General features: G+C 67.2%; 16 protein-coding genes. 13 read left to right on the plus strand and 3 right to left on the minus strand.

All coding sequences use genetic code 11. The features are described 5' to 3' along the window. Nucleotides 1-4: 4 nt before the first annotated feature. Both FNZ56_RS00700 and yhbY read right to left on the minus strand, forming a co-directional pair. Nucleotides 5-376: an Mth938-like domain-containing protein gene (locus FNZ56_RS00700; RefSeq protein WP_143878023.1), complete on the minus strand. Its 372-nt coding sequence runs from the start codon at nucleotides 374-376 to the stop codon at nucleotides 5-7. Further along, nucleotides 376-681 (minus strand): ribosome assembly RNA-binding protein YhbY, encoded by a 306-nt coding sequence (yhbY, locus tag FNZ56_RS00705; RefSeq protein ID WP_143878024.1) that lies wholly within the window; start codon nucleotides 679-681, stop codon nucleotides 376-378. The genes FNZ56_RS00700 and yhbY overlap by 1 nt, the downstream gene beginning before the upstream one ends. A gap of 48 nt (nucleotides 682-729) precedes the next feature. Between yhbY and rlmE the strand changes: the two genes are divergently transcribed. Both rlmE and ftsH read left to right on the plus strand, forming a co-directional pair. Then, nucleotides 730-1,362, plus strand: a complete 633-nt coding sequence (rlmE, locus tag FNZ56_RS00710; protein ID WP_143878025.1) for a 23S rRNA (uridine(2552)-2'-O)-methyltransferase RlmE — start codon at nucleotides 730-732, stop codon at nucleotides 1,360-1,362. A 27-nt stretch (nucleotides 1,363-1,389) separates the two neighbouring features. Then, on the plus strand, nucleotides 1,390-3,294 hold the full coding sequence (ftsH, locus tag FNZ56_RS00715; RefSeq protein WP_143878026.1) for an ATP-dependent zinc metalloprotease FtsH: 1,905 nt from the start codon (nucleotides 1,390-1,392) through the stop codon (nucleotides 3,292-3,294). Nucleotides 3,295-3,375: 81 nt separating this feature from the next. On the opposite strand, the gene FNZ56_RS00720 is transcribed toward ftsH, so the two are convergent. Further along, complete coding sequence (locus FNZ56_RS00720) at nucleotides 3,376-5,085, minus strand: hypothetical protein (protein ID WP_143878027.1); 1,710 nt, start codon at nucleotides 5,083-5,085, stop codon at nucleotides 3,376-3,378. A gap of 276 nt (nucleotides 5,086-5,361) precedes the next feature. Here FNZ56_RS00720 and FNZ56_RS00725 point away from each other — a divergent pair, with 276 nt between their 5' ends. From FNZ56_RS00725 to FNZ56_RS00775, 11 genes are all read left to right on the plus strand, one after another. Then, on the plus strand, nucleotides 5,362-6,573 hold the full coding sequence (locus tag FNZ56_RS00725; protein WP_143878028.1) for a hypothetical protein: 1,212 nt from the start codon (nucleotides 5,362-5,364) through the stop codon (nucleotides 6,571-6,573). Nucleotides 6,574-6,637: 64 nt separating this feature from the next. Continuing rightward, a complete protein-coding gene (gene folP / locus FNZ56_RS00730; protein WP_143878029.1) occupies nucleotides 6,638-7,534 on the plus strand; it encodes a dihydropteroate synthase in 897 nt (298 codons plus the stop codon). A 69-nt stretch (nucleotides 7,535-7,603) separates the two neighbouring features. After that, entirely contained in the window at nucleotides 7,604-9,646 is a 2,043-nt protein-coding gene (locus tag FNZ56_RS00735) for a tetratricopeptide repeat-containing sulfotransferase family protein (RefSeq protein ID WP_143878030.1), read from the plus strand. 27 nt (nucleotides 9,647-9,673) lie between these two features. Beyond that, nucleotides 9,674-12,166 (plus strand): TonB-dependent receptor, encoded by a 2,493-nt coding sequence (locus FNZ56_RS00740; protein WP_185970760.1) that lies wholly within the window; start codon nucleotides 9,674-9,676, stop codon nucleotides 12,164-12,166. A gap of 86 nt (nucleotides 12,167-12,252) precedes the next feature. Further along, complete coding sequence (locus FNZ56_RS00745; protein WP_143878031.1) at nucleotides 12,253-13,671, plus strand: amino acid permease; 1,419 nt, start codon at nucleotides 12,253-12,255, stop codon at nucleotides 13,669-13,671. A gap of 100 nt (nucleotides 13,672-13,771) precedes the next feature. Further along, nucleotides 13,772-14,779 (plus strand): tRNA (adenosine(37)-N6)-dimethylallyltransferase MiaA, encoded by a 1,008-nt coding sequence (gene miaA, locus FNZ56_RS00750; protein WP_143878032.1) that lies wholly within the window; start codon nucleotides 13,772-13,774, stop codon nucleotides 14,777-14,779. Between the two features lie 94 nt (nucleotides 14,780-14,873). After that, the gene (gene hfq, locus FNZ56_RS00755) at nucleotides 14,874-15,152 is read left to right on the plus strand and encodes an RNA chaperone Hfq (protein ID WP_246064640.1); all 279 of its coding nucleotides are present in this window, start codon (nucleotides 14,874-14,876) and stop codon (nucleotides 15,150-15,152) included. A 60-nt stretch (nucleotides 15,153-15,212) separates the two neighbouring features. After that, nucleotides 15,213-16,508, plus strand: a complete 1,296-nt coding sequence (hflX, locus tag FNZ56_RS00760; RefSeq protein ID WP_143880214.1) for a ribosome rescue GTPase HflX — start codon at nucleotides 15,213-15,215, stop codon at nucleotides 16,506-16,508. 74 nt (nucleotides 16,509-16,582) lie between these two features. Then, nucleotides 16,583-17,653 (plus strand): FtsH protease activity modulator HflK, encoded by a 1,071-nt coding sequence (hflK, locus tag FNZ56_RS00765; protein ID WP_143878033.1) that lies wholly within the window; start codon nucleotides 16,583-16,585, stop codon nucleotides 17,651-17,653. Further along, a complete protein-coding gene (gene hflC, locus FNZ56_RS00770) occupies nucleotides 17,650-18,513 on the plus strand; it encodes a protease modulator HflC (protein WP_143878034.1) in 864 nt (287 codons plus the stop codon). Before hflK ends, hflC begins: the two co-directional genes overlap by 4 nt. A gap of 3 nt (nucleotides 18,514-18,516) precedes the next feature. Next, nucleotides 18,517-18,705, plus strand: coding sequence for a DUF2065 domain-containing protein (locus FNZ56_RS00775; RefSeq protein ID WP_143878035.1), 189 nt, complete (start codon nucleotides 18,517-18,519; stop codon nucleotides 18,703-18,705). Nucleotides 18,706-18,748: the final 43 nt, after the last annotated feature.

An 18,748-nucleotide genomic window follows, 5' to 3' on the forward strand; every position in this document is an offset into this window, starting at 1 on the left:
AAAACTAGCCGATCACGAACCCCGCGACCACGCGCCGACCTTCGCCAGCAAGTACGTTGAACGTGCGCGCGGCGGCGGCATTGGTCATCGCTTCCAGGCCGATGCCGCGTTGCAGGCAGGCGGCCATCACCTCCGCGGGAGGGAACGCCTGTGCCTCGCCGCTGCCGAGCACGACCAGTTCCGGTTCCAGCGCGAACAACGCATCGAGGTCAGTGGGGCGCATCGACGTGATATCGGAAACCGGCCAGTCTTCGACCAGCGCATCGGGCGCGACGATGAAACTCCGCGTCAGCGTGCGCTCGTTGACGAGCGCATGGCGGCCGTCTGCGCCGCGCAGGCTGTAGGCGTAGTCGGGGCGCTCGAGGACGAGTTGCATCAGGCTCGCGGCAGGACGATGTGTCGCTTGTCCTTGCTGGGTCGATAGAGGATCGCGGTATGGCCGATCCGCTGCACCAGCGCCGAGCCGGTGCGGCCGGCGAGTTCGTCGATCATCGCGTCGCGTGCATCGCGGTCGTCGCCGCCCACCTTCACCTTGATCAGCTCGTGGTGTTCCAGCGCGCCGTCGACCTCGCTCACCAGCGCGTCGGTCAGGCCCTTGCCGCCGACCTGCAGCATCGCCTTCAGTCCATGGGCCTGGCCGCGCAGGAAGCGGGTCTGGGCCGAGGTCAGCATGGTCGTCATGCGGCGAAAAAGGCTGCGGAAGGGGTCGCAGGTTATCATGCGGGCCTGATGGCCACCCGCAGCAAATCCAGCCAGCGCTGGCTGCAGGAACACTTCTCCGATCCCTACGTGAAGAAGGCGCAGGCGGAAGGCCTGCGTTCGCGCGCCGCGTACAAGCTCGAAGAACTGGTCGAACGCGACCGGTTGCTTCGGCCGGGCATGGTCGTGGTCGATCTCGGCGCCGCGCCCGGCGGTTGGTCGCAGTGGGTACGGCAGGCGCTTGGCGATGACGGACGGGTGATCGCGCTGGACATCCTCGAGATGCCGTCGCTGGCCGGCGTCGAGTTCCTTCATGGCGATTTCAGGGAAGATGCGGTCCTATCCCGGCTGGAAGCCACGCTCGGCGGGCAGGCGGTCGACCTTGTCCTTTCCGACATGGCCCCCAATAAAAGTGGCATGGAGGCGGTCGACCAGCCGCGGGCGATGCACTTGGCCGAACTCGCGATGGAATTCGCCGACGGCCACCTCAAGCCCGGCGGCGCGTTCCTGATCAAGCTGTTCCAGGGAACGGGTTTCGACGATTACCTGCGGGAACTGCGCCGGCGCTATGCCAGGGTGGCGATCCGCAAACCGGCGGCCTCGCGCAAGCGTTCGCCGGAAGTGTATGCACTCGCGCAAGGCAAGTTGACGGTGAGGAAGTGAAATGACGCAACGCCAGGGAGCCATCCGATGAACGACATGTTCAAGAACCTGCTGCTATGGGTGGTGGTGGCGGTCGTGCTGCTGGTGGTGTTCCAGAGCTTCTCGCCCAGGCTGAACGGCGACGCCGGGCCGATGGCCTACGACCAGTTCGTGCAACTGGTGCACGAGGACAACGTCGCCAAGGTGACCATCGGCGCGGACCACACCACGATCAGCGGCGAGCGCAAGGATGGCGGCAAGTTCACGACCTACGACCCGGGCGACAAGGACCTGGTCAACGACCTGATCAAGTACAAGGTCGCGATCGAGCAGACGCCCCCGCGCACATCCCCCACGTTCCTGGAGATCGTGTTCACGATCCTGCCGTACGCATTGATGGTCGGGTTCTTCGTTTTCATCATGCGGCAGATGCAACAGGGCGGCGGCAAGGGCGCGATGTCCTTCGGCCGCTCGCGCGCCAAGTTGCTGAACGAGGACCAGACCCGCGTCACCTTCGCCGACGTCGCGGGCTGCGACGAAGCGAAGGAGGAAGTCGAGGAACTGGTCGAGTTCCTGCGCGATCCATCCAAATTCCAGAAGCTCGGCGGCAAGATCCCGCGCGGCGTGCTGATGGTCGGCCCGCCCGGCACCGGCAAGACCTTGCTGGCCAAGGCCATCGCCGGCGAAGCCAAGGTGCCGTTCTTCTCGATCTCCGGCTCGGACTTCGTCGAGATGTTCGTCGGCGTCGGTGCTTCGCGCGTGCGCGACATGTTCGAGCAGGCCAAGAAGCACGCGCCGTGCATCATCTTCATCGACGAGATCGACGCGGTCGGCCGCCATCGCGGCGCCGGCCTCGGCGGCGGCCACGACGAGCGCGAGCAGACGCTCAACCAGTTGCTGGTCGAGATGGACGGTTTCGAGGGCGGCGAGGGCGTGATCGTGATCGCCGCGACCAACCGCCCCGACGTGCTCGATCCCGCGCTGCTGCGACCGGGCCGCTTCGATCGCCAGGTCGTGGTCGGCCTGCCGGACGTGAAGGGCCGCGAGCAGATCCTCAAGGTGCACATGCGCAAGGTGCCGCTGGCCGACGATGTCGAACCGATGACCATCGCGCGCGGCACGCCGGGCTTCTCCGGGGCCGACCTCGCCAACCTCGTCAACGAAGCCGCGCTGTTCGCCGCGCGCGAGGGCGCGAAGGACGTTCGCATGGTCCATTTCGACCGCGCGCGCGACAAGATCCTGATGGGCGCCGAACGCCGTTCGATGGCGATGAGCGAGCAGGAAAAAACGCTCACCGCCTACCACGAGGCTGGCCATGCCATCGTCGGGCGGCTGGTGCCCGAACACGACCCGGTCTACAAGGTCACGATCATCCCGCGTGGCCGCGCATTGGGCGTCACGATGTACCTGCCCGAGGGCGACAAGTATTCGTACAACCGCACCACGATCGAATCGCAGCTGGCTTCGCTCTATGGCGGCCGCGTCGCCGAGGAACTGATCTTCGGCGAGGACAAGGTGACGACCGGTGCCTCCAACGACATCGAGCGCGCGACCAAGATGGCGCGCAACATGGTCACGAAGTGGGGCCTGTCCGAACTCGGGCCGATCACCTTCGGCGAGGAGGAGGACGAAGTGTTCCTCGGCCGTTCCGTCACCCAGCACAAGAACGTGTCCGACGAGACAGCACGCAAGATCGACGAGGTCGTGCGCGGCATCCTCGACCGTGCCTACGCGCGCACCACGCGGATCCTCACCGAGAACATCGACAAGTTGCACGCGATGGCCAGGGCGCTGCTCGAATACGAAACCATCGACGTGCCGCAGATCGACGCGATCATGGAAGGCCGCGACGTGCCGCCGCCGATGGGCTGGGGCAAGAACGGCAATGGCAAGGCCGGCAGCGATGCCGCGCCGCCCGCGCCGTTGGTCGGTGGACCGGCGACGCAAACCTGATCGCCCGTCGATGCGGAGCGCATGGAAAAGGCCGGGAATCCCCGGCCTTTTTCGTTGGACCGCCTGTGCGTGCGCCCGGCTTCAGCGCCGGGTCTTGCGCTGCTTCACCGCCGGGCTGCCTTCCTGCAACAGGCGCAATTCCCACCCGCCGCCGGACCGAAGGTTGAACGGATTGGTCATGCCGGCGATCACGCCGCTTCCGTCGTCGAGCGGATACAGGGCGCGGATCCCGTAGTTGTAGGTATCGCCCAGGCCGGAGTAGTTCTCGTTCACCGCCGGCGCATCGGACGAATCGAAGCGCCACAGGTCCGCACCGTACTGCGCCGCGGCGCCCGCGCCCTGCAGGACCGAAGCGTCGTAGGTTCCGACGAACAGGTGGCCGTTGAACACGGTCATCTGCCATGTGTATTCGTTGCCGCGGTTGCCGAAGCCGGATGGGCCGTACAGCGGGGTCCAGCCGGTCGGAGTCATGGTGAAGGTCTTCGGCGCCGTGCCGGCGGGCAGTTCGCTTTCGCCGTACAGCAACTGGACTTCGCGCGTGTTCGGGTTCTCGAGGTTGCGCCCGCGCCAGAACGACGTGGAGCGATAGACGCCGTCCCGCAGGGCCTGCAGTTCCTGCGGATTCGCCGGAACGCCAAAGCAGGTCGGCAGCGTGCACGTCTGGTGCACGCTGAACGCCTTGCTGCTCTGCAGGTGGATGGTGCCCCAATACAGCCAGCCGTCGTAGTACTGCACGGCGCCGCCCGCGTAGCCGAAACGCGCCACGATCGGATCCGGGTCGTACTGCGACGGGCTCCAGATTTGCCGCCAGCTGTTCAAGTTGGCATTCGTCAGGCCGCCGGCGGGAATCACGGGGCTGATCCAGACGCCGGTGCCGGCGCCGCTTCCGCCCGAAGGCGTGCGGATCGGCACGGTGCTGACCGCGAGGCGATCCTTGCCTTGGCCATCCACGTACAGGGTGATGTTGGCGACATCGGCGGTGAGCTTGCCGACTTCGGTGAAGCTGCTGCACAGGTTGCCGCCCAGGCCGCCGTTCCAGCGGAGCACCGCACCGTGGTCCGCCGTGCCGACGCCGACATAGAGCACGCCATCGACCGTCTGCCAGCCGCGGATGTAGTCGTAACCGGTAAGCGCGCACGAGCCCATCGACTGCCCGGTGTCGGCCTGGAACGCGAAGATGTTCACGCTGGAATGGTTGAGGCTGGGCCCGCCGAGGAAGGCGATGTTGTCGATCGACCCGGCACCGCGGAAGCCGAGCGTGTTCTTCAGCAACGGCGTCAATACGGTGTGGTCGACGAGTTCGCCGGTCGCGAGGTCATAGGAATAGACCCTCGGTGGCCGCCAGTCGCCCAGCGAATCCGGGATCGACGGGAAGGTGCGCGCGTACTGGCTCTGGCCGAACTCGCAGGCGAGGATGCCGTCGCGGTTGGTGGGTTGCCCGCCGCCGACGCCATCGAGGATGCAGCCGGCGTTGGCCAGCGTTCCGAACCACAACTTTCCGCTCTCTTCGGTGAGCCCCCAGATGTACGACTGGTTGGTTTTCGGCTGGCCCTGCGAACAGGTGCCATCGGAATTCATTGCCGGGTAGTCGACGCCGAGGCCATTGAAACACTCGTCGGGGATCGCCTGGGCCAGCAACTGGTTGATCGTCATGATCGGTTGCGGCGTCGGCACCGGAACCGCGGCATGCGCCTGCGGGGACGGATTGGCCCAGAGGGCCGTTGCCCCGGCGATCGCGGCCAGCGCGCGCGCCACCGAGGTCGAAAAACGGGTCGAAAACATCGTGTTCATCCGAATCTCCGTGAATTCCCGGTGCCCTGCCTTGGGCCGGCATGCCGGGAGGGTCTTCTCGAATCGCCGTGCGGGACTTGTTCCCGGATGGCCCGGTGCGTTCCGGCACTGCCCGTCCGGCGCCAGGGCCGGAGCGAACAGGTCCATGGATTAGACCAGACCTTTCGATGGAATTGGAACGGAGGTCACGGTTATTTCCGGACATGGCCGTGTCCGGATTCCACCCCGGCCTGCGTGGCAGCGGACATGGGATTTCCGAACGGAGGCGGATGGCCGATGGATGCGACGGAGGGCAGGCGGAAAACGCCGTGGGCGGGAAGGGCCATCCTCGCCGCGATCGCGATGGTGGCCACCACCGCCGGGGCACAGGCGATCCCCGGGGAATCGCTGGTGACACGGCAGCCCGACCTGCTCGATTGCGAGATCAGCCAGGCCCGGAACAAGATCGCCTGGGTCGACCGGTACGGCGCCCTGTGGATCGCGGACGTGGATCCGCAGACGGGCCTGTTCGTTCCCGCCAACGGCAAGGGCACCCTGGTCGACGCGGAGGCCATGGCCACGGCCGACCTGCGGATCCTCGGCAACGGCCCGGAATGGATCGCCACCGCGACCGGCGACCAGATCGTCTACACCAAGTTCCTCGCCGGGCTGCCGCACGTGCGCACCAATGCACGGCTCGCGCTGGCGCAGCAGGTGAGGGACGGATCCTGGCGCAGCGGTTACCTCGCCCCATCCGGCTTCATGCGCGCCGCGCCGTACGCCAGCCGCGACTGGCGCGATCCGGCGCCGCGCATCAGCTACGTCGATCCGAACGGCAACCATTACTGGCGCAACCTCGACGATCCCTACAGCGAGCAGCGGATCGAGTCCTATCCGGGGTCGCAGTACTACTACGCGCTGCGCTTCGCCGATGGCGAGCGCGGAGCCTCGTTCCCGGCGGTGGTGGATGGTGTGTCGCAGGTGTTCTACCGCGACCTCGATGCGGGGACGGAAACACAGCTGACGTTCGATGCCGGCCAGAAGGACTTGGCCAGCCGCGCATGGATCTGGCGCGCGCCGGAGTTCGGCGGCGACCTGGCCATGTTCACCGTCGTCGACAACGTCGAATTGCGCATCTATCGCGAAAACCCGGGCCAGCCACAGTGGACTTTGGTCCACCGCATACGGACTCCGCGGGGCGGCATCATCAATTCGCCGGAATATTTCATCTACAACGGCGCTTCCTACGTGTTCTTCGTCGCCAGCGTCCCGCCCGCGGCGTATCCCTCCGAACTGTTCATCGCCAACATCGACGCAGCCAACCCGTTGTTGCTGCAACTGACTCCGGATTCCCCGCGCAGGATCCGTACCGATCCCGAGGTCTTCATCGCGGCCGATGGCCCGTACATCTATTTCAACCGCCAGACCATCGACGCCGCGGGGAACCAGTACTGCCTGTCCTGCAACGAAGGGATTTTCCGCAGTTATACCGGGCTCGCGCCGCCCTGAGCCTTGCGGCGCTTGCGCGGAAGCGCCAGAGTCCGGGCCTGCTCCCGACGATGGCGTTCCCGCGATGTTCGACACCTCCCCGCAACTCGACTGCGCCGGCCGCATCCTCAGGCTCGACGTGCCGCGGGTGATGGGCATCGTGAACGTCACCCCGGATTCCTTCGCCGACGGCGGCGAGCATGCGACGGTCGATGCCGCGATCGCACACGGATTGAAACTGGTGGAGGAGGGCGCAGACGTCCTCGACGTCGGCGGCGAATCCACGCGCCCCGGCGCGGATGATGTGTCGGTCGAAGAAGAATTGAATCGCGTGGTCCCGGTTATCGAAGCGTTGGCGAAGCGCGTTCCGATCCCGATCAGCATCGACACGTCCAAGCCCGAAGTGATGAGCGCCGCGGTCGCGGCCGGCGCGGGCATGATCAACGATGTCTACGCATTGCGCCGCGAAGGCGCGCTGGATGTGGCCGCCGAACTCGGCGTGCCCGTCGTGCTGATGCACATGCAGGGCGAGCCACGCACCATGCAGGCGAACCCGCAATACGACGACGTGGTCGCCGACGTGCATCGATTCCTCGCCGAACGCATCTTCGCCGCGGAGATGGCCGGCATCGTGAAGAAGAACATCGTGGTCGATCCGGGTTTCGGCTTCGGCAAGAACGCGCAACACAACCTGCAATTGCTGGCGCAGCTGCGACGCCTCACCGAACTCGGCGTGCCGGTGCTGGCCGGGCTTTCGCGCAAGAAGACGATTGGCGAACTGACCGGCCGCGACGATCCGCATGATCGCGTCTTCGGTTCGGTCGCCGCGCACCTCATCGCCGCGCAGAACGGCGCGACGATCCTGCGCGTGCATGACGTGGCCGCGACCGTGGACGCGCTCAAGGTCTGGAACGGGGTCGCCGCGATGCCGGCGCCTCGCGCCGAGGCGAAGCCGGCGATCCGCTGGCCGGACGAGGACTGAGGCTTCCGCGCCTTGCGCGCCCGGTCGCGCGGCGCTTACGCTCAACGTTCCGTCCACCCGGGGAGCCGCATGGGCCCTGCGTCCACCGCGACCGCATCCCTCGAAGTGGCGCTGGCGCATGCGGCGCGGCTGCTCGAGGCGGAGCCCGTGCTGGCAGAGGAACAGGCCACCGAAATCCTGCGCGCGGTCGGCGACCATCCGCGCGCACTGCACCTCTTCGCGATGGCCCGCGTCCGCCAGGGCGACGACCAGGCCGCGGTCGGCGTCCTCGGGCCGTTGGCGCGCGACTGCCCGCGCTGGGCGCAGGTGCACGCCGACCTCGGGGTCGCGCTCGCACGGCTCGGGCGCATGGACGAAGCCGCCGCCGCGCTGCGGCATGCGGTCACGCTGCAACCCGAATTGCCGGGCGCCTGGCTCGCGCTGGCCGATGCCCTGCGCGCGAATGGCGACGAGGCCGGAGCCGGCGCGGCCTGCCTGCAGCATGTGCGGCAGTCGGCGAAGGATCCGCGGCTGCTGGCGATCGGCAAGGCGCTGTTCGAGAACCGCCTGCCGGAAGCGGAAGAACAGCTGCGCGCGCGCCTCGAATGCGCGCCGAACGACGTCACCGCGATCCGCATGCTGGCCGAAGTCGATGCAAGGCTCGGCCGCGACGACGAAGCGCTGGCGCTACTGACCCGCTGCCTGGAACTCGCGCCCGGGTTCCACGCAGCGCGCAAGAACCTGGCGCAGGTACTCAACCGCGGCAACCGCCAACCCGAGGCGCTGGCGGAAATCGACACGCTGCTCGAGGCAGAACCCGCGCACCCGAGTTACCGCAACCTCAAGGCGGTGGTCCTCGGCCGCGTCGGCGATTACGCGCAAGCGATCGCGATCTACGAGGAACTGGTGTCCGCCCATCCGCGACATCCGCAATTGTGGATGAGTTTCGGACACGCGCTCAAGACCGCCGGCTTCCTGGATCGGGCGATCGACGCCTATCGGCGCGCGATCGAAATCGACGCGGCCTGCGGCGAGGCGTACTGGAGCCTGGCCAACCTCAAGACCGTGCGCCTCGACGCCGCCGACATCGCGGCGATGCAGGCGCAATTGCAGCGAATCGACCTCGCCGACGAACCGCGCCTGCATTTCGATTTCGCCCTCGGCAAGGCGCTGGAGGATGCCGGCGAATACGAACGCTCGTTCCGGCACTACCTCGGCGGCAATGCGCTGCGGCTGAAGCTGGTGCCGTACAGCGCCGACGACAACGCCGGCCGCGGCCGCGCCGCGCGCCGGGTCTATACCCGCGAATTCTTCGCCGAACGCGAAGGCTGGGGCTGCGATGCACCGGATCCGGTCTTCATCGTCGGCCTGCCGCGCGCGGGCAGCACTCTGGTCGAACAGATCCTGTCGAGCCACCCGGCGGTGGAAGGTACGATGGAGCTGCCCGAGATCATTTCGCTCGCCCGGGCGCTGCGCCGTCGCGCGGAATTGCCGCAAACCACGTCCTACCACGACATCCTTGCCGGCATCGACGCAGGCGAAGCGCGCGCGCTCGGCGAACAGTACCTCGAACGCACGCGCATCCACCGCAAGCGCGGCGCGCCCTTGTTCATCGACAAGATGCCGAACAATTTCGCGCACGTGGGCCTGATCAGGCTGGCCCTGCCGAACGCGAAGATCATCGATGCGCGCCGGCATCCGCTGGCCTGCTGCCTGTCCGGTTTCAAGCAGCATTTCGCGCGCGGCCAGGATTTCACCTACTCGCTCGACGACATCGGCCGCTACTACCGGGACTACGTCGAGCTGATGGCGCACTTCGACGAAGTGCTGCCGGGCAAGGTGCATCGCGTCATTTACGAAGACATGGTGGCCGACACCGAGGCCGAGGTGCGGCGCCTGCTCGATTACTGCGGATTGCCGTTCGACGAGGCCTGCCTGCGTTTCTTCGAGAATCCGCGCGCGGTGCGCACCGCGAGTTCGGAGCAGGTGCGCAGGCCGATCTACCGCGACGGCGTCGACCACTGGCGCCATTACGAAGCCTGGCTTGGACCGCTGGAACAGGCGCTCGGGCCGGTGCTCGATGCCTATCCGCAAGCGCCACCGCAAACATCGCCGCGAACACCGGGCGCCTGATCGATCCACGACGAGGAGGGGAGGGAGATGGGGAACAAGGCACGCAACACACGGCAACGACGGACGGCTTCGGCGCTGGCGCGATTGCCGCTGGCAATGGGCATCTACCTTGCGTTCGGTTCGATGGCCTGGGCGCAGGACGCATCGACGCAGGCGCCGCCCGCCGACGCGGGGCAGCCCGCGAAGGATGCGCAGGGCAAGACGCTGGAAACGATCACCGTCACCGCGCAGAAGCGCACCGAGAACATGCAGAAGGTGCCGATCAGCATCCAGGCGATCGGCGAGACCACGCTCAAGCGCCAGGACATCCAGGACTTCGACGACTACGCCAAGCTGATCCCGAGCCTGTCCTACAGCTCGATCGGCGGCGGCGTGTTCTCCGGGCCCGGCTTCGCCCAGGTCTACATGCGCGGCGTCGCCAGCGGCGGCGACGGCAACCATTCGGGTTCGCAGCCGAGCGTGGGCATGTACCTCGACGAACAGCCGATCACCACCATCCAGGGCTCGCTCGACATCAACATCTACGACGTCGCGCGGATCGAGGCGCTGGCCGGGCCGCAGGGCACGCTGTACGGCGCCAGTTCCGAGGCCGGCACGGTGCGCATCATCACCAACAAACCGGACCCGAGCGGGTTCGCCGCCGGCTACTCCGCCGAGGTCAGCGCGACCGAAGGCGGCGGCATCGGCCACGTGGTCCAGGGCTTCGTCAACGCGCCGCTGAGCCCGGCCGCGGCGATCCGCCTCGTCGGCTGGGAGAAATACGACGCCGGCTACGTCGACAACATCCACGGCACGCGCACCTTCCCGTCCTCGGGCGTGACCATGGACAACGCCGCGTTCGTCGACGAGAACTACAACTGGGCGAGGACCGCCGGCGCGCGCATCGCGGCCAGGTTCGAAATCAACGACGACTGGTCGATCACGCCGCAGATCATGGGCCAGCGGCAGAAGGCCAACGGCAGCGCCGGCTTCGAGCCGAAGATCGGCGACCTGCAACTCCACCACTACTTCCCCGAGAACTCGGACGACCACTGGACGCAAGCCGCGCTGACCGTCGAAGGCAAGATCGGCAATTTCGACCTGACCTACGCCTTCTCGCACCTCAAGCGCGACGTCGATTCGCAGGCCGATTACAGCGACTACTACTGGTACGACCAGGATCCCATCTTCTACGGACAATACTTCTACGACGACGACGGCAACCTGGTGCCGCCGGCGCAGCACATCGACGCCAAGGATGGTTACACCAAGACCAGCCACGAATTGCGCATCACGTCGCCCAAGGAGAACCGCCTGCGCTTCGTCGCCGGCCTGTTCTGGCAGCAGCAACAGCACGAGATCTTCCAGGACTACCTGGTGGATGGCATTGCGTCCTCGATCGAAGTGCCGGGCTGGCCCGACACCATCTGGCTGACCGCGCAGGAACGCGAGGACAACGACAAGGCGGTGTTCGGCGAATTGTCGTTCGACCTCGTGCCGGGGTTGACCGCGACCGTCGGCGGGCGCTGGTTCCATACCGAGAACAGCCTCAAGGGCTTCTTCGGTTACGGCGCCGGCTTCAGCAGCGGTACCGGCGAGGCGGCGTGCTTCTCGGACGTGCAATTCCACGGCGCGCCCTGCACCAACCTCGACAAATCGACCAGCGAAAGCGGTTCGCTCGGGCGCTTCAACCTGAGCTGGCAGATCGACGACGACAAGATGATCTATGCGACCTGGTCGGAAGGCTTCCGCCCCGGCGGCATCAACCGCCGCGGCAACCTGCCGCCGTACAAGTCGGATTTCCTGACCAACTACGAGTTCGGCTGGAAGACGACCTGGGCCGACAACGCCCTGTCGTGGAACGGCGCCGTGTTCCAGGAAGACTGGAAGGACTTCCAGTTCTCCTACCTCGGCGCGAACGGCCTGACCGAAATCCGGAATGCGGGGCAGGCGCAGATCCGTGGACTCGAAACCGACCTGCGCTGGGCGGCGACCTACAACCTCGCCATCACCGGCGGACTCGCGTTCTACGACGCCAAGCTCACCGAGAACTATTGTGGCTGGTTGCGCGAGGACGGCAGTTCGGAAACGGTCTGCCCGGCGGGCACGCTCAATCCGAACGGTACCTTCGACGACCCGAGCGACGACTTCCCGGTCGACGGACCGCAGGCGCCGAAGGGTTCGCGCCTGCCGGTGACGGCGCGCTTCAAGGGCAATCTGACCGCGCGCTACACCACCGACATGTGGGGTGGCGAAGGTTTCGCGCAGGCGGCGTTGTCCTACCAGGGCAGTCGCAAGGTGGACCTGCGCGAAGACGCGGCCGCGACCTTCGGCGACCTCGCGGCGTACACGCTCACCGATCTGTCGGTCGGTTTCAGGCGCAACAACTGGTCGGTCGACCTGTTCCTGAAGAATGCGTTCGACAAGCGCGCGGAACTGGCGCGCTTCGCCGAGTGCAAGATCGAAACCTGCGGCGCCGAGACGTACACGGTGGTGACCCAGCCGCGCACGTTCGGCATCCGTTTCTCGCAGGAGTTCTGACGCAGTGCACGCCGGGCCCGCCACGCGCGGGCCCGGCATCGCGCTGGATCGATTCCGCTTCCACGACGAATATCCACGAGGCTCACATGCAGTCATGGCTCCGCCGCAAGGACATCGACCGGGTCACGGTCCACGAGGAAGGGCGCAGGCTGGTTCCGACGCTGGGCTGGCCGCACCTGGTCGCGCTCGGCATCGGCGCCATCGTCGGCACCGGCATCTACACCTTGATCGGTGTCGCCGCGAACCTCGCCGGTCCGGCGGTGCTCGTTTCGTTCCTCGTCGCCGGAATCGTTTGTGCCTGCGCCGCGCTCGCCTATGCGGAAATGGCCACGCTCATGCCCGCGGCCGGCAGCGCCTACACCTACAGCTACACCGTGCTCGGCGAAACCATCGCCTGGGTCGTGGGCTGGAGCCTGATCCTCGAATACACCCTGGTGGTGAGCACGGTCGCGGTCGGCTGGTCCGGCTATGCGGTCGGCTTCATCAAGGGCCTCGGCATCGATTTGCCGACGGCGCTGACGGTCGGCCCGCACGCAGGCGGGCTCATCAACCTGCCGGCGATCCTCATCACCTGGGTCGTCGCCGGCGCGCTGATCGCCGGCACCCGCGAAAGCGCGACGGTGAATGCGTTCCTCGTGGTGTTCAAGCTGCTCGCATTGGCGGTGTTCGTCGCGATCGCGCTGCCCGCGTTCGATGCCTCGAACCTGCATCCGTTCATGCCGCACGGATTCGTCGAAAGCATCGGCCCGGACGGCAAGAAATACGGGGTGATGGCGGCGGCGGCGATCATCTTCTTCGCGTTCTACGGCTTCGACGCGATTTCCACCGCGGCCGAGGAAACCAAGGATCCCGGCCGCAACCTCAGCATCGGCATCGTCGGTTCGATGGTCGGCTGCACCCTGATCTACATGATCGTCGCGCTGGCCGCGGTCGGCGCGATGAACTACGGCGTGTTCGGGCAGAGCCCGGAACCGCTGGCGCTGATCATGCGCGAACTCGGCCATGGCGCGGCGGCGAAAATCGTCGCGGCGGCGGCGGTCATCGCGTTGCCGACCGTGCTGCTCGCGTTCTTCTACGGCCAGAGCCGCATCTTCTTCGTGATGTCGCGCGACGGCCTGTTGCCGCGTTCGCTGTCGAAGGTCGGCAAGCGCGGCACGCCGGTGGCGATCACCGTGTTCACCGCCATCGTGACCTCGGCGCTGGCCGGCGTCGCGCGCCTCGACGAAATCGCCGCGCTGGCCAACGCCGGCACGCTGATCGCCTTCGTCGCCGTCGCTGCCTGCCTGCTGGTACTGCGCAAGCGCGACCCGAACCGCCCGCGCGTGTTCCGCACGCCGCTGGCCTGGATCGTCGGCCCGGTCGCGATCCTCGGCTGCATCTACCTGTTCATGAGCCTGCCGACGCGCACGCAGTTGTGGTGCCTGTTGTGGAACGCGTTCGGCCTGCTCGTGTATTTGCTGTATGCGCGGCGCAGCAGCCTGCTGGCGCGGGGAAGCGATGCCTGAGGAGTTTCTGTTGTCATTCTGAACGCAGTGAAGAACCTGCTTTTCATCAGCAGACGAAAAAGCAGGTCCCTCGCTACGCTCGGGATGACATGATCGAAAGATGAGCGCCGATATCCGCCCATCCGCCGTTGCGGTGATGGGCCCGACCGCGTCGGGCAAGACGGCGTTCGCGCTGGAACTGGCCGAACGCTTCGATGGCGAGATCGTCAGCGTCGATTCGGCGCTGGTCTATCGCGGCCTCGACATCGGCGCGGCCAAGCCGATCCGCGAAGAGCAGGCCCGCGTTCCGCATCATTTGATCGACGTGCGCGAACCGTGGCAGCCGTATTCGGCCGCGGAATTCGCCGAAGACGCGCGTCGCGCCGTCGACACGATCCTTGCGCGCGGAAAACTGCCGATCCTCGCCGGCGGCACCGGCCTGTATTTCCGTGCGCTGCTGCACGGACTCGCCGACATGCCGGAAGCAGACGAAGCGATGCGCGCCGAAATCGCGTCCGAAGCCGAGGCGCTTGGTTGGGCGGCCTTGCATGCGCAACTCGCGCAGGTCGATCCCGAAGCCGCTGTGCGCATCCACGCCACCGATGCGCAACGCATCCAGCGCGCGCTGGAAGTGTTCCGGCTCACGGCAAAGCCGATCAGCGCATGGCAACGCGAAGCGCGCGGCGAACGCCTGCCGGTGAAGGTGCTGAAACTCGTCCTCACGCCGCAGGATCGCGCGACCTTGCATGCACGCATCGAAGCGCGTTTCGACGCGATGCTCGCCGCCGGCTTCCTCGACGAAGTGCGTGCGCTGCGCGATCTGCCTGAATTGCGTTCGCATCCCCGCCCGCTGGAGTTGCCGGCGTTGCGTGCGGTGGGGTATCGGCAGGCATGGGAATATCTGGATGACCCCTCTCCCGGCGCTACGCGCCACCCTCTCCCTCAAGGGGAGAGGGAAAAAACTTTCCGCGACCACGCGATCTTCGCCACGCGCCAGCTCGCCAAGCGCCAGTTCACCTGGCTGCGCGGCGAAACCGATGCGCTGTGGTTCGATCCTGCGACGCAGCGCACGCAACTGGACGCCGCGACAACGGCTTTCCTCGGCGCCACGCGCAGGCCGGTCGGGTAAGATCGGGGCGTCGCCGCCGCGGGGAGTGCGGGTCGGGCGATGCGGATCCGGCAAGACCGGACCGGACACAACAAAAACCAAGTTGGGGAAAGCCATGTCCAAGGGCCAGTCTTTGCAGGATCCGTTCCTGAACGCGCTTCGCCGCGAACGCGTGCCGGTGTCGATCTACCTCGTCAACGGCATCAAGCTGCAGGGCACCATCGAATCCTTCGACCAGTTCGTGGTCCTGCTGCGCAACACGGTCAGCCAGATGGTCTACAAGCACGCCATCTCCACCGTGGTCCCGGCACGCAATGTCCGCGTCGGCGCCACCGCGGCTACGGCCGCGGGCGACGACGGCGGTTCCGACGAAGGCGGCGACGAGGCGGAATAACCCGCTGCAACGGCTTGGTTTCGGGGCGATCGCCCATAATTCGTCCCGATGCCGACCCAATTGTTCGAACGCTCCCGCAAGGGCGAAACCGCCCTGCTGATCCAGCCGCATGCCGGAGGCAAGCCGGACGAGGGCGTGGTCGAGGAATTCGCCGACCTCGCGCGTTCGGCCGGGGCCACCGTCGCGCACCTGCTGCACGCGCGCATCGACCGCCCCAACCCGGCCACGCTCATCGGCAGCGGCAAGCTGGAGGAAGCCAAGGTCGCCTGCGACGCGACCGGCGCCGACCTGGTGCTGGTCAACCACCAGCTCACCCCGGTGCAGGAGCGCAACCTCGAGCGCGCGCTGGAACGGCGCGTGGTCGACCGCACCGGCCTGATCCTCGACATCTTCTCGCAGCGCGCGCGCAGCGCCGAAGGCAAGCTGCAGGTGGAACTCGCCCAGCTCAAGCACATGGCCACGCGCCTGGTGCGCGGCTGGACCCACCTCGAGCGCCAGCGCGGCGGTTCGATCGGTTTGCGCGGCCCCGGCGAAACCCAGCTCGAAACCGACCGCCGCCTGCTGCAGAAACGGGTGGACATGCTGCAGAAGCGGCTGGAAAAGGTCGAAGTGCAGCGTACCCAGATGCGCCGCGCGCGGGTGCGCAGCGAATTGCCGCGCGTGGCGCTGGTCGGCTACACCAATGCCGGCAAGTCCACGCTGTTCAACGCGCTCACCGGCGCCGAGGCCTACGCCGCGGACCAGTTGTTCGCGACGCTCGATCCCACCGTTCGGCGAATCGAGCTGCCAGGCGGCGGCGTGGTGCTGGCCGATACCGTGGGTTTCGTCCGCGACCTGCCGCACGAACTCGTCGCCGCGTTCCGTTCCACCCTGAGCGAAGCGCGCGAGGCCGACCTGCTGCTGCACGTGATCGATGCCGCCGACCCGTTGCGCGCCGAACGCGTCGCCCAGGTCGACGAGGTGCTGCGCGAAATCGGCGCCGGCGAAATTCCGCAACTGATGGTGTTCAACAAGATCGACCGGATCGAAGGCGCGACGCCGCGCGTCGACGCGCACGGGGACGAACGCACCGCGGCGTGGATGTCCGCGCGCGACGGCGATGGCCTCGGCCTGTTGCGCGAGGCGCTGGGCGAACGCCTCGGCCTGCGCCGCGTCAGCGGCGAAGTCCTGCTCCCGACCGATGCCGGCCGCCTGCGCGCGCGCCTGCATGCGCTGGAAGCGGTGCGCGGCGAATCCCACGACGACGAGGGCTGGCGCCTGCACGTGGACCTCGCGTTGGCCGACGCCGCGCGCCTCGCGGCGCAGGCCGATGGCGCGCCGATCCGGGCGCTTTTGCCCGAAATCGAAGCCGAGTAGGGCGGGTCTCGACCCGCCTTCGTCGGCTTTTCATGATCACGTAGAATCGCGGCAAGACCAGCAACGGAGCCTGCATGGCCTGGAACACACCCGGCGGCAACGATGGCGGCAAGCGCGGGGACGACTGGCTCTCGCGCCTGTCGGGCCCGTTCCGCGGTATCGCCGGCGACGGCGGCTACCTGCGCTGGATCGCGATCGCGGTGGTCGTGATGCTCGCGCTCGACAGCTTCGTGCTGGTGACCGAACAGCAGCGCGGCGTGGTGCTGCGCTTCGGCCAGTTCGCGCGGGTGATGCAGCCCGGTCCGCACCTGAAGATGCCGTGGCCGGTCGAACGCGTGATCAAGGTCGAAGCCACCCAGATCCAGACCTTCAGCGACAACGTGCCGGTGCTGACCAGCGACGAGAACATCGTCAAGGTCGAGATCAACGTGCAGTACCGCGTGCGCGACCCGCAGCTGTACCTGTTCGGCACGCGCGATGCCAGGGAAGTGCTGGCGCAGGCCGCCCTCAGCACCGTGCGCGAGCAGGTCGGGCGCTCCAACCTCGACACCGTGCTCGGCGCGCGCGAGGCGTTGGCGGTGTCCGCGCGCCAGCGGTTGCAGAAATCCCTCGACGCCTACCGCACGGGCCTGGTCGTGACCGAGCTCAACCTGCCCAACGCGCGTCCGCCGGAAGAAGTGAAGCCGGCCTTCGACGACGTCAACAGCGCGCAGCAGGACCGCGACCGCCTGGTGAGCGAGGCCCAGGCTTATGCCGCGCGGGTCGTGCCCGAAGCCCGCGGCAAGGCCGCGCGCGTGCGCACCGTGGCCGAGGGCTACAAGACCGCGGCCATCGCCACCGCGACCGGCGATGCGCAGCGTTTCGACCTGCTCGTCGCGCAATACAAGGCGGCGCCGGAGGTCACCCGCAAGCGCTTGTGGCTGGAGACCGTGCAGGACGTGCTGTCGCGCAACCGCACCGTGGTCGGCGGCGACGGCCGCCAGCTGATCTACGTGCCGATGTCGGCGCCCACGCAGGCGCCTGCCGCGACTACGCCCCCGTACTTGCCCGACGTGCTGTCGCCGGCGGTCACGGCCACGACCGTCGCCGACGACGTGCGCCCGGGCCGACAGCCGCGCAGCGACGATCGCGAGGTGAACCGATGAACCGCCGGCTTCCGCTCGTCGCCCTGGTCGTGCTTGTCCTGGCCTTGTTCGGTTCGATCTACGTCGTGGGCCAGGGGCAGAGCGCCATCGTGCTCAACCTCGGCAAGGTCGTGCGCAGCGACATCGGCCCCGGCCTGCACTTCAAGTGGCCGTTGATCGAAAGCAGGCTCGTGTTCGACCGGCGGTTGCAGGTCATCCCCGCCGATCCGGAGCGCTACCTGACGCTGGAGCGCAAGGACGTCAGCGTGGATTTCTTCGCGGTCGGCATGATCGAGGACGTGCGTGCGTTCTACCGCGCCACCGGCGGCGACGAGAAGATCGCGGTCGAGCGCCTCGCGCCGATCATCAAGGATTCGCTGCGCAACGAGATCAATTCCCGCACCCTCGCGCAGGTGGTGTCGGGCGACCGCTCGCAGATCATCGGGCCGCAGCTCAGGGGCATCAACGAGGGTGCGTCGAACATCGGCGTGCGCATCGTCGACCTGCGGATCAAGCAGATCGACCTGCCCACGGACAGCGACGTGATCAAGCAGGTCTATGCGCGCATGAGCGCGCAACGCAAGCAGGTCGCGGCGGGGTTGCGCGCGGAAGGCGCGGAACAGGCCAACGAGATCAACGCCAAGGCCGACCGCGACCAGACCGTGATCATGGCCGAGGCCGAGCGCGACGCGCAGAAGCTGCGCGGCGAGGGCGATGCCGAGGCCGCGCGGATCTACGGCGAGGCGGCTTCGAAGGATCCGGGCTTCTATGCGTTCCAGCGCAGCCTCGAGGCCTATCGCAAGGCCTTCGACGGCGGCAGCGACGTGATCGTGCTCGAGCGCAACGACCCGTTCCTGCAGTACATGCGCAGCGACCACTGACCGATGTCGGATTTGTGGAGTGCGCTCTGCCTCGTGGCCATCCTCGAGGGGCTGTTCCTGTTCGCCGCGCCGGGCGCGTGGAAACGCGCCGCGGAACAATTGCATGCACTGCCCAACGAACGCCTGCGCCAGGTCGGGGCGGCGCTGCTGATCGCCGGGCTGGTGGCACTGTGGCTGGTGCGCGGGGGCTGAACAGCCCGCATCCGCGGCTCGCACCCGGGGTCCGAACCCCGTA

Origin of the sequence: Lysobacter lycopersici, from assembly GCF_007556775.1 — a bacterium.
Classification (GTDB): Bacteria; Pseudomonadota; Gammaproteobacteria; order Xanthomonadales; family Xanthomonadaceae; genus Pseudoluteimonas; species Pseudoluteimonas lycopersici.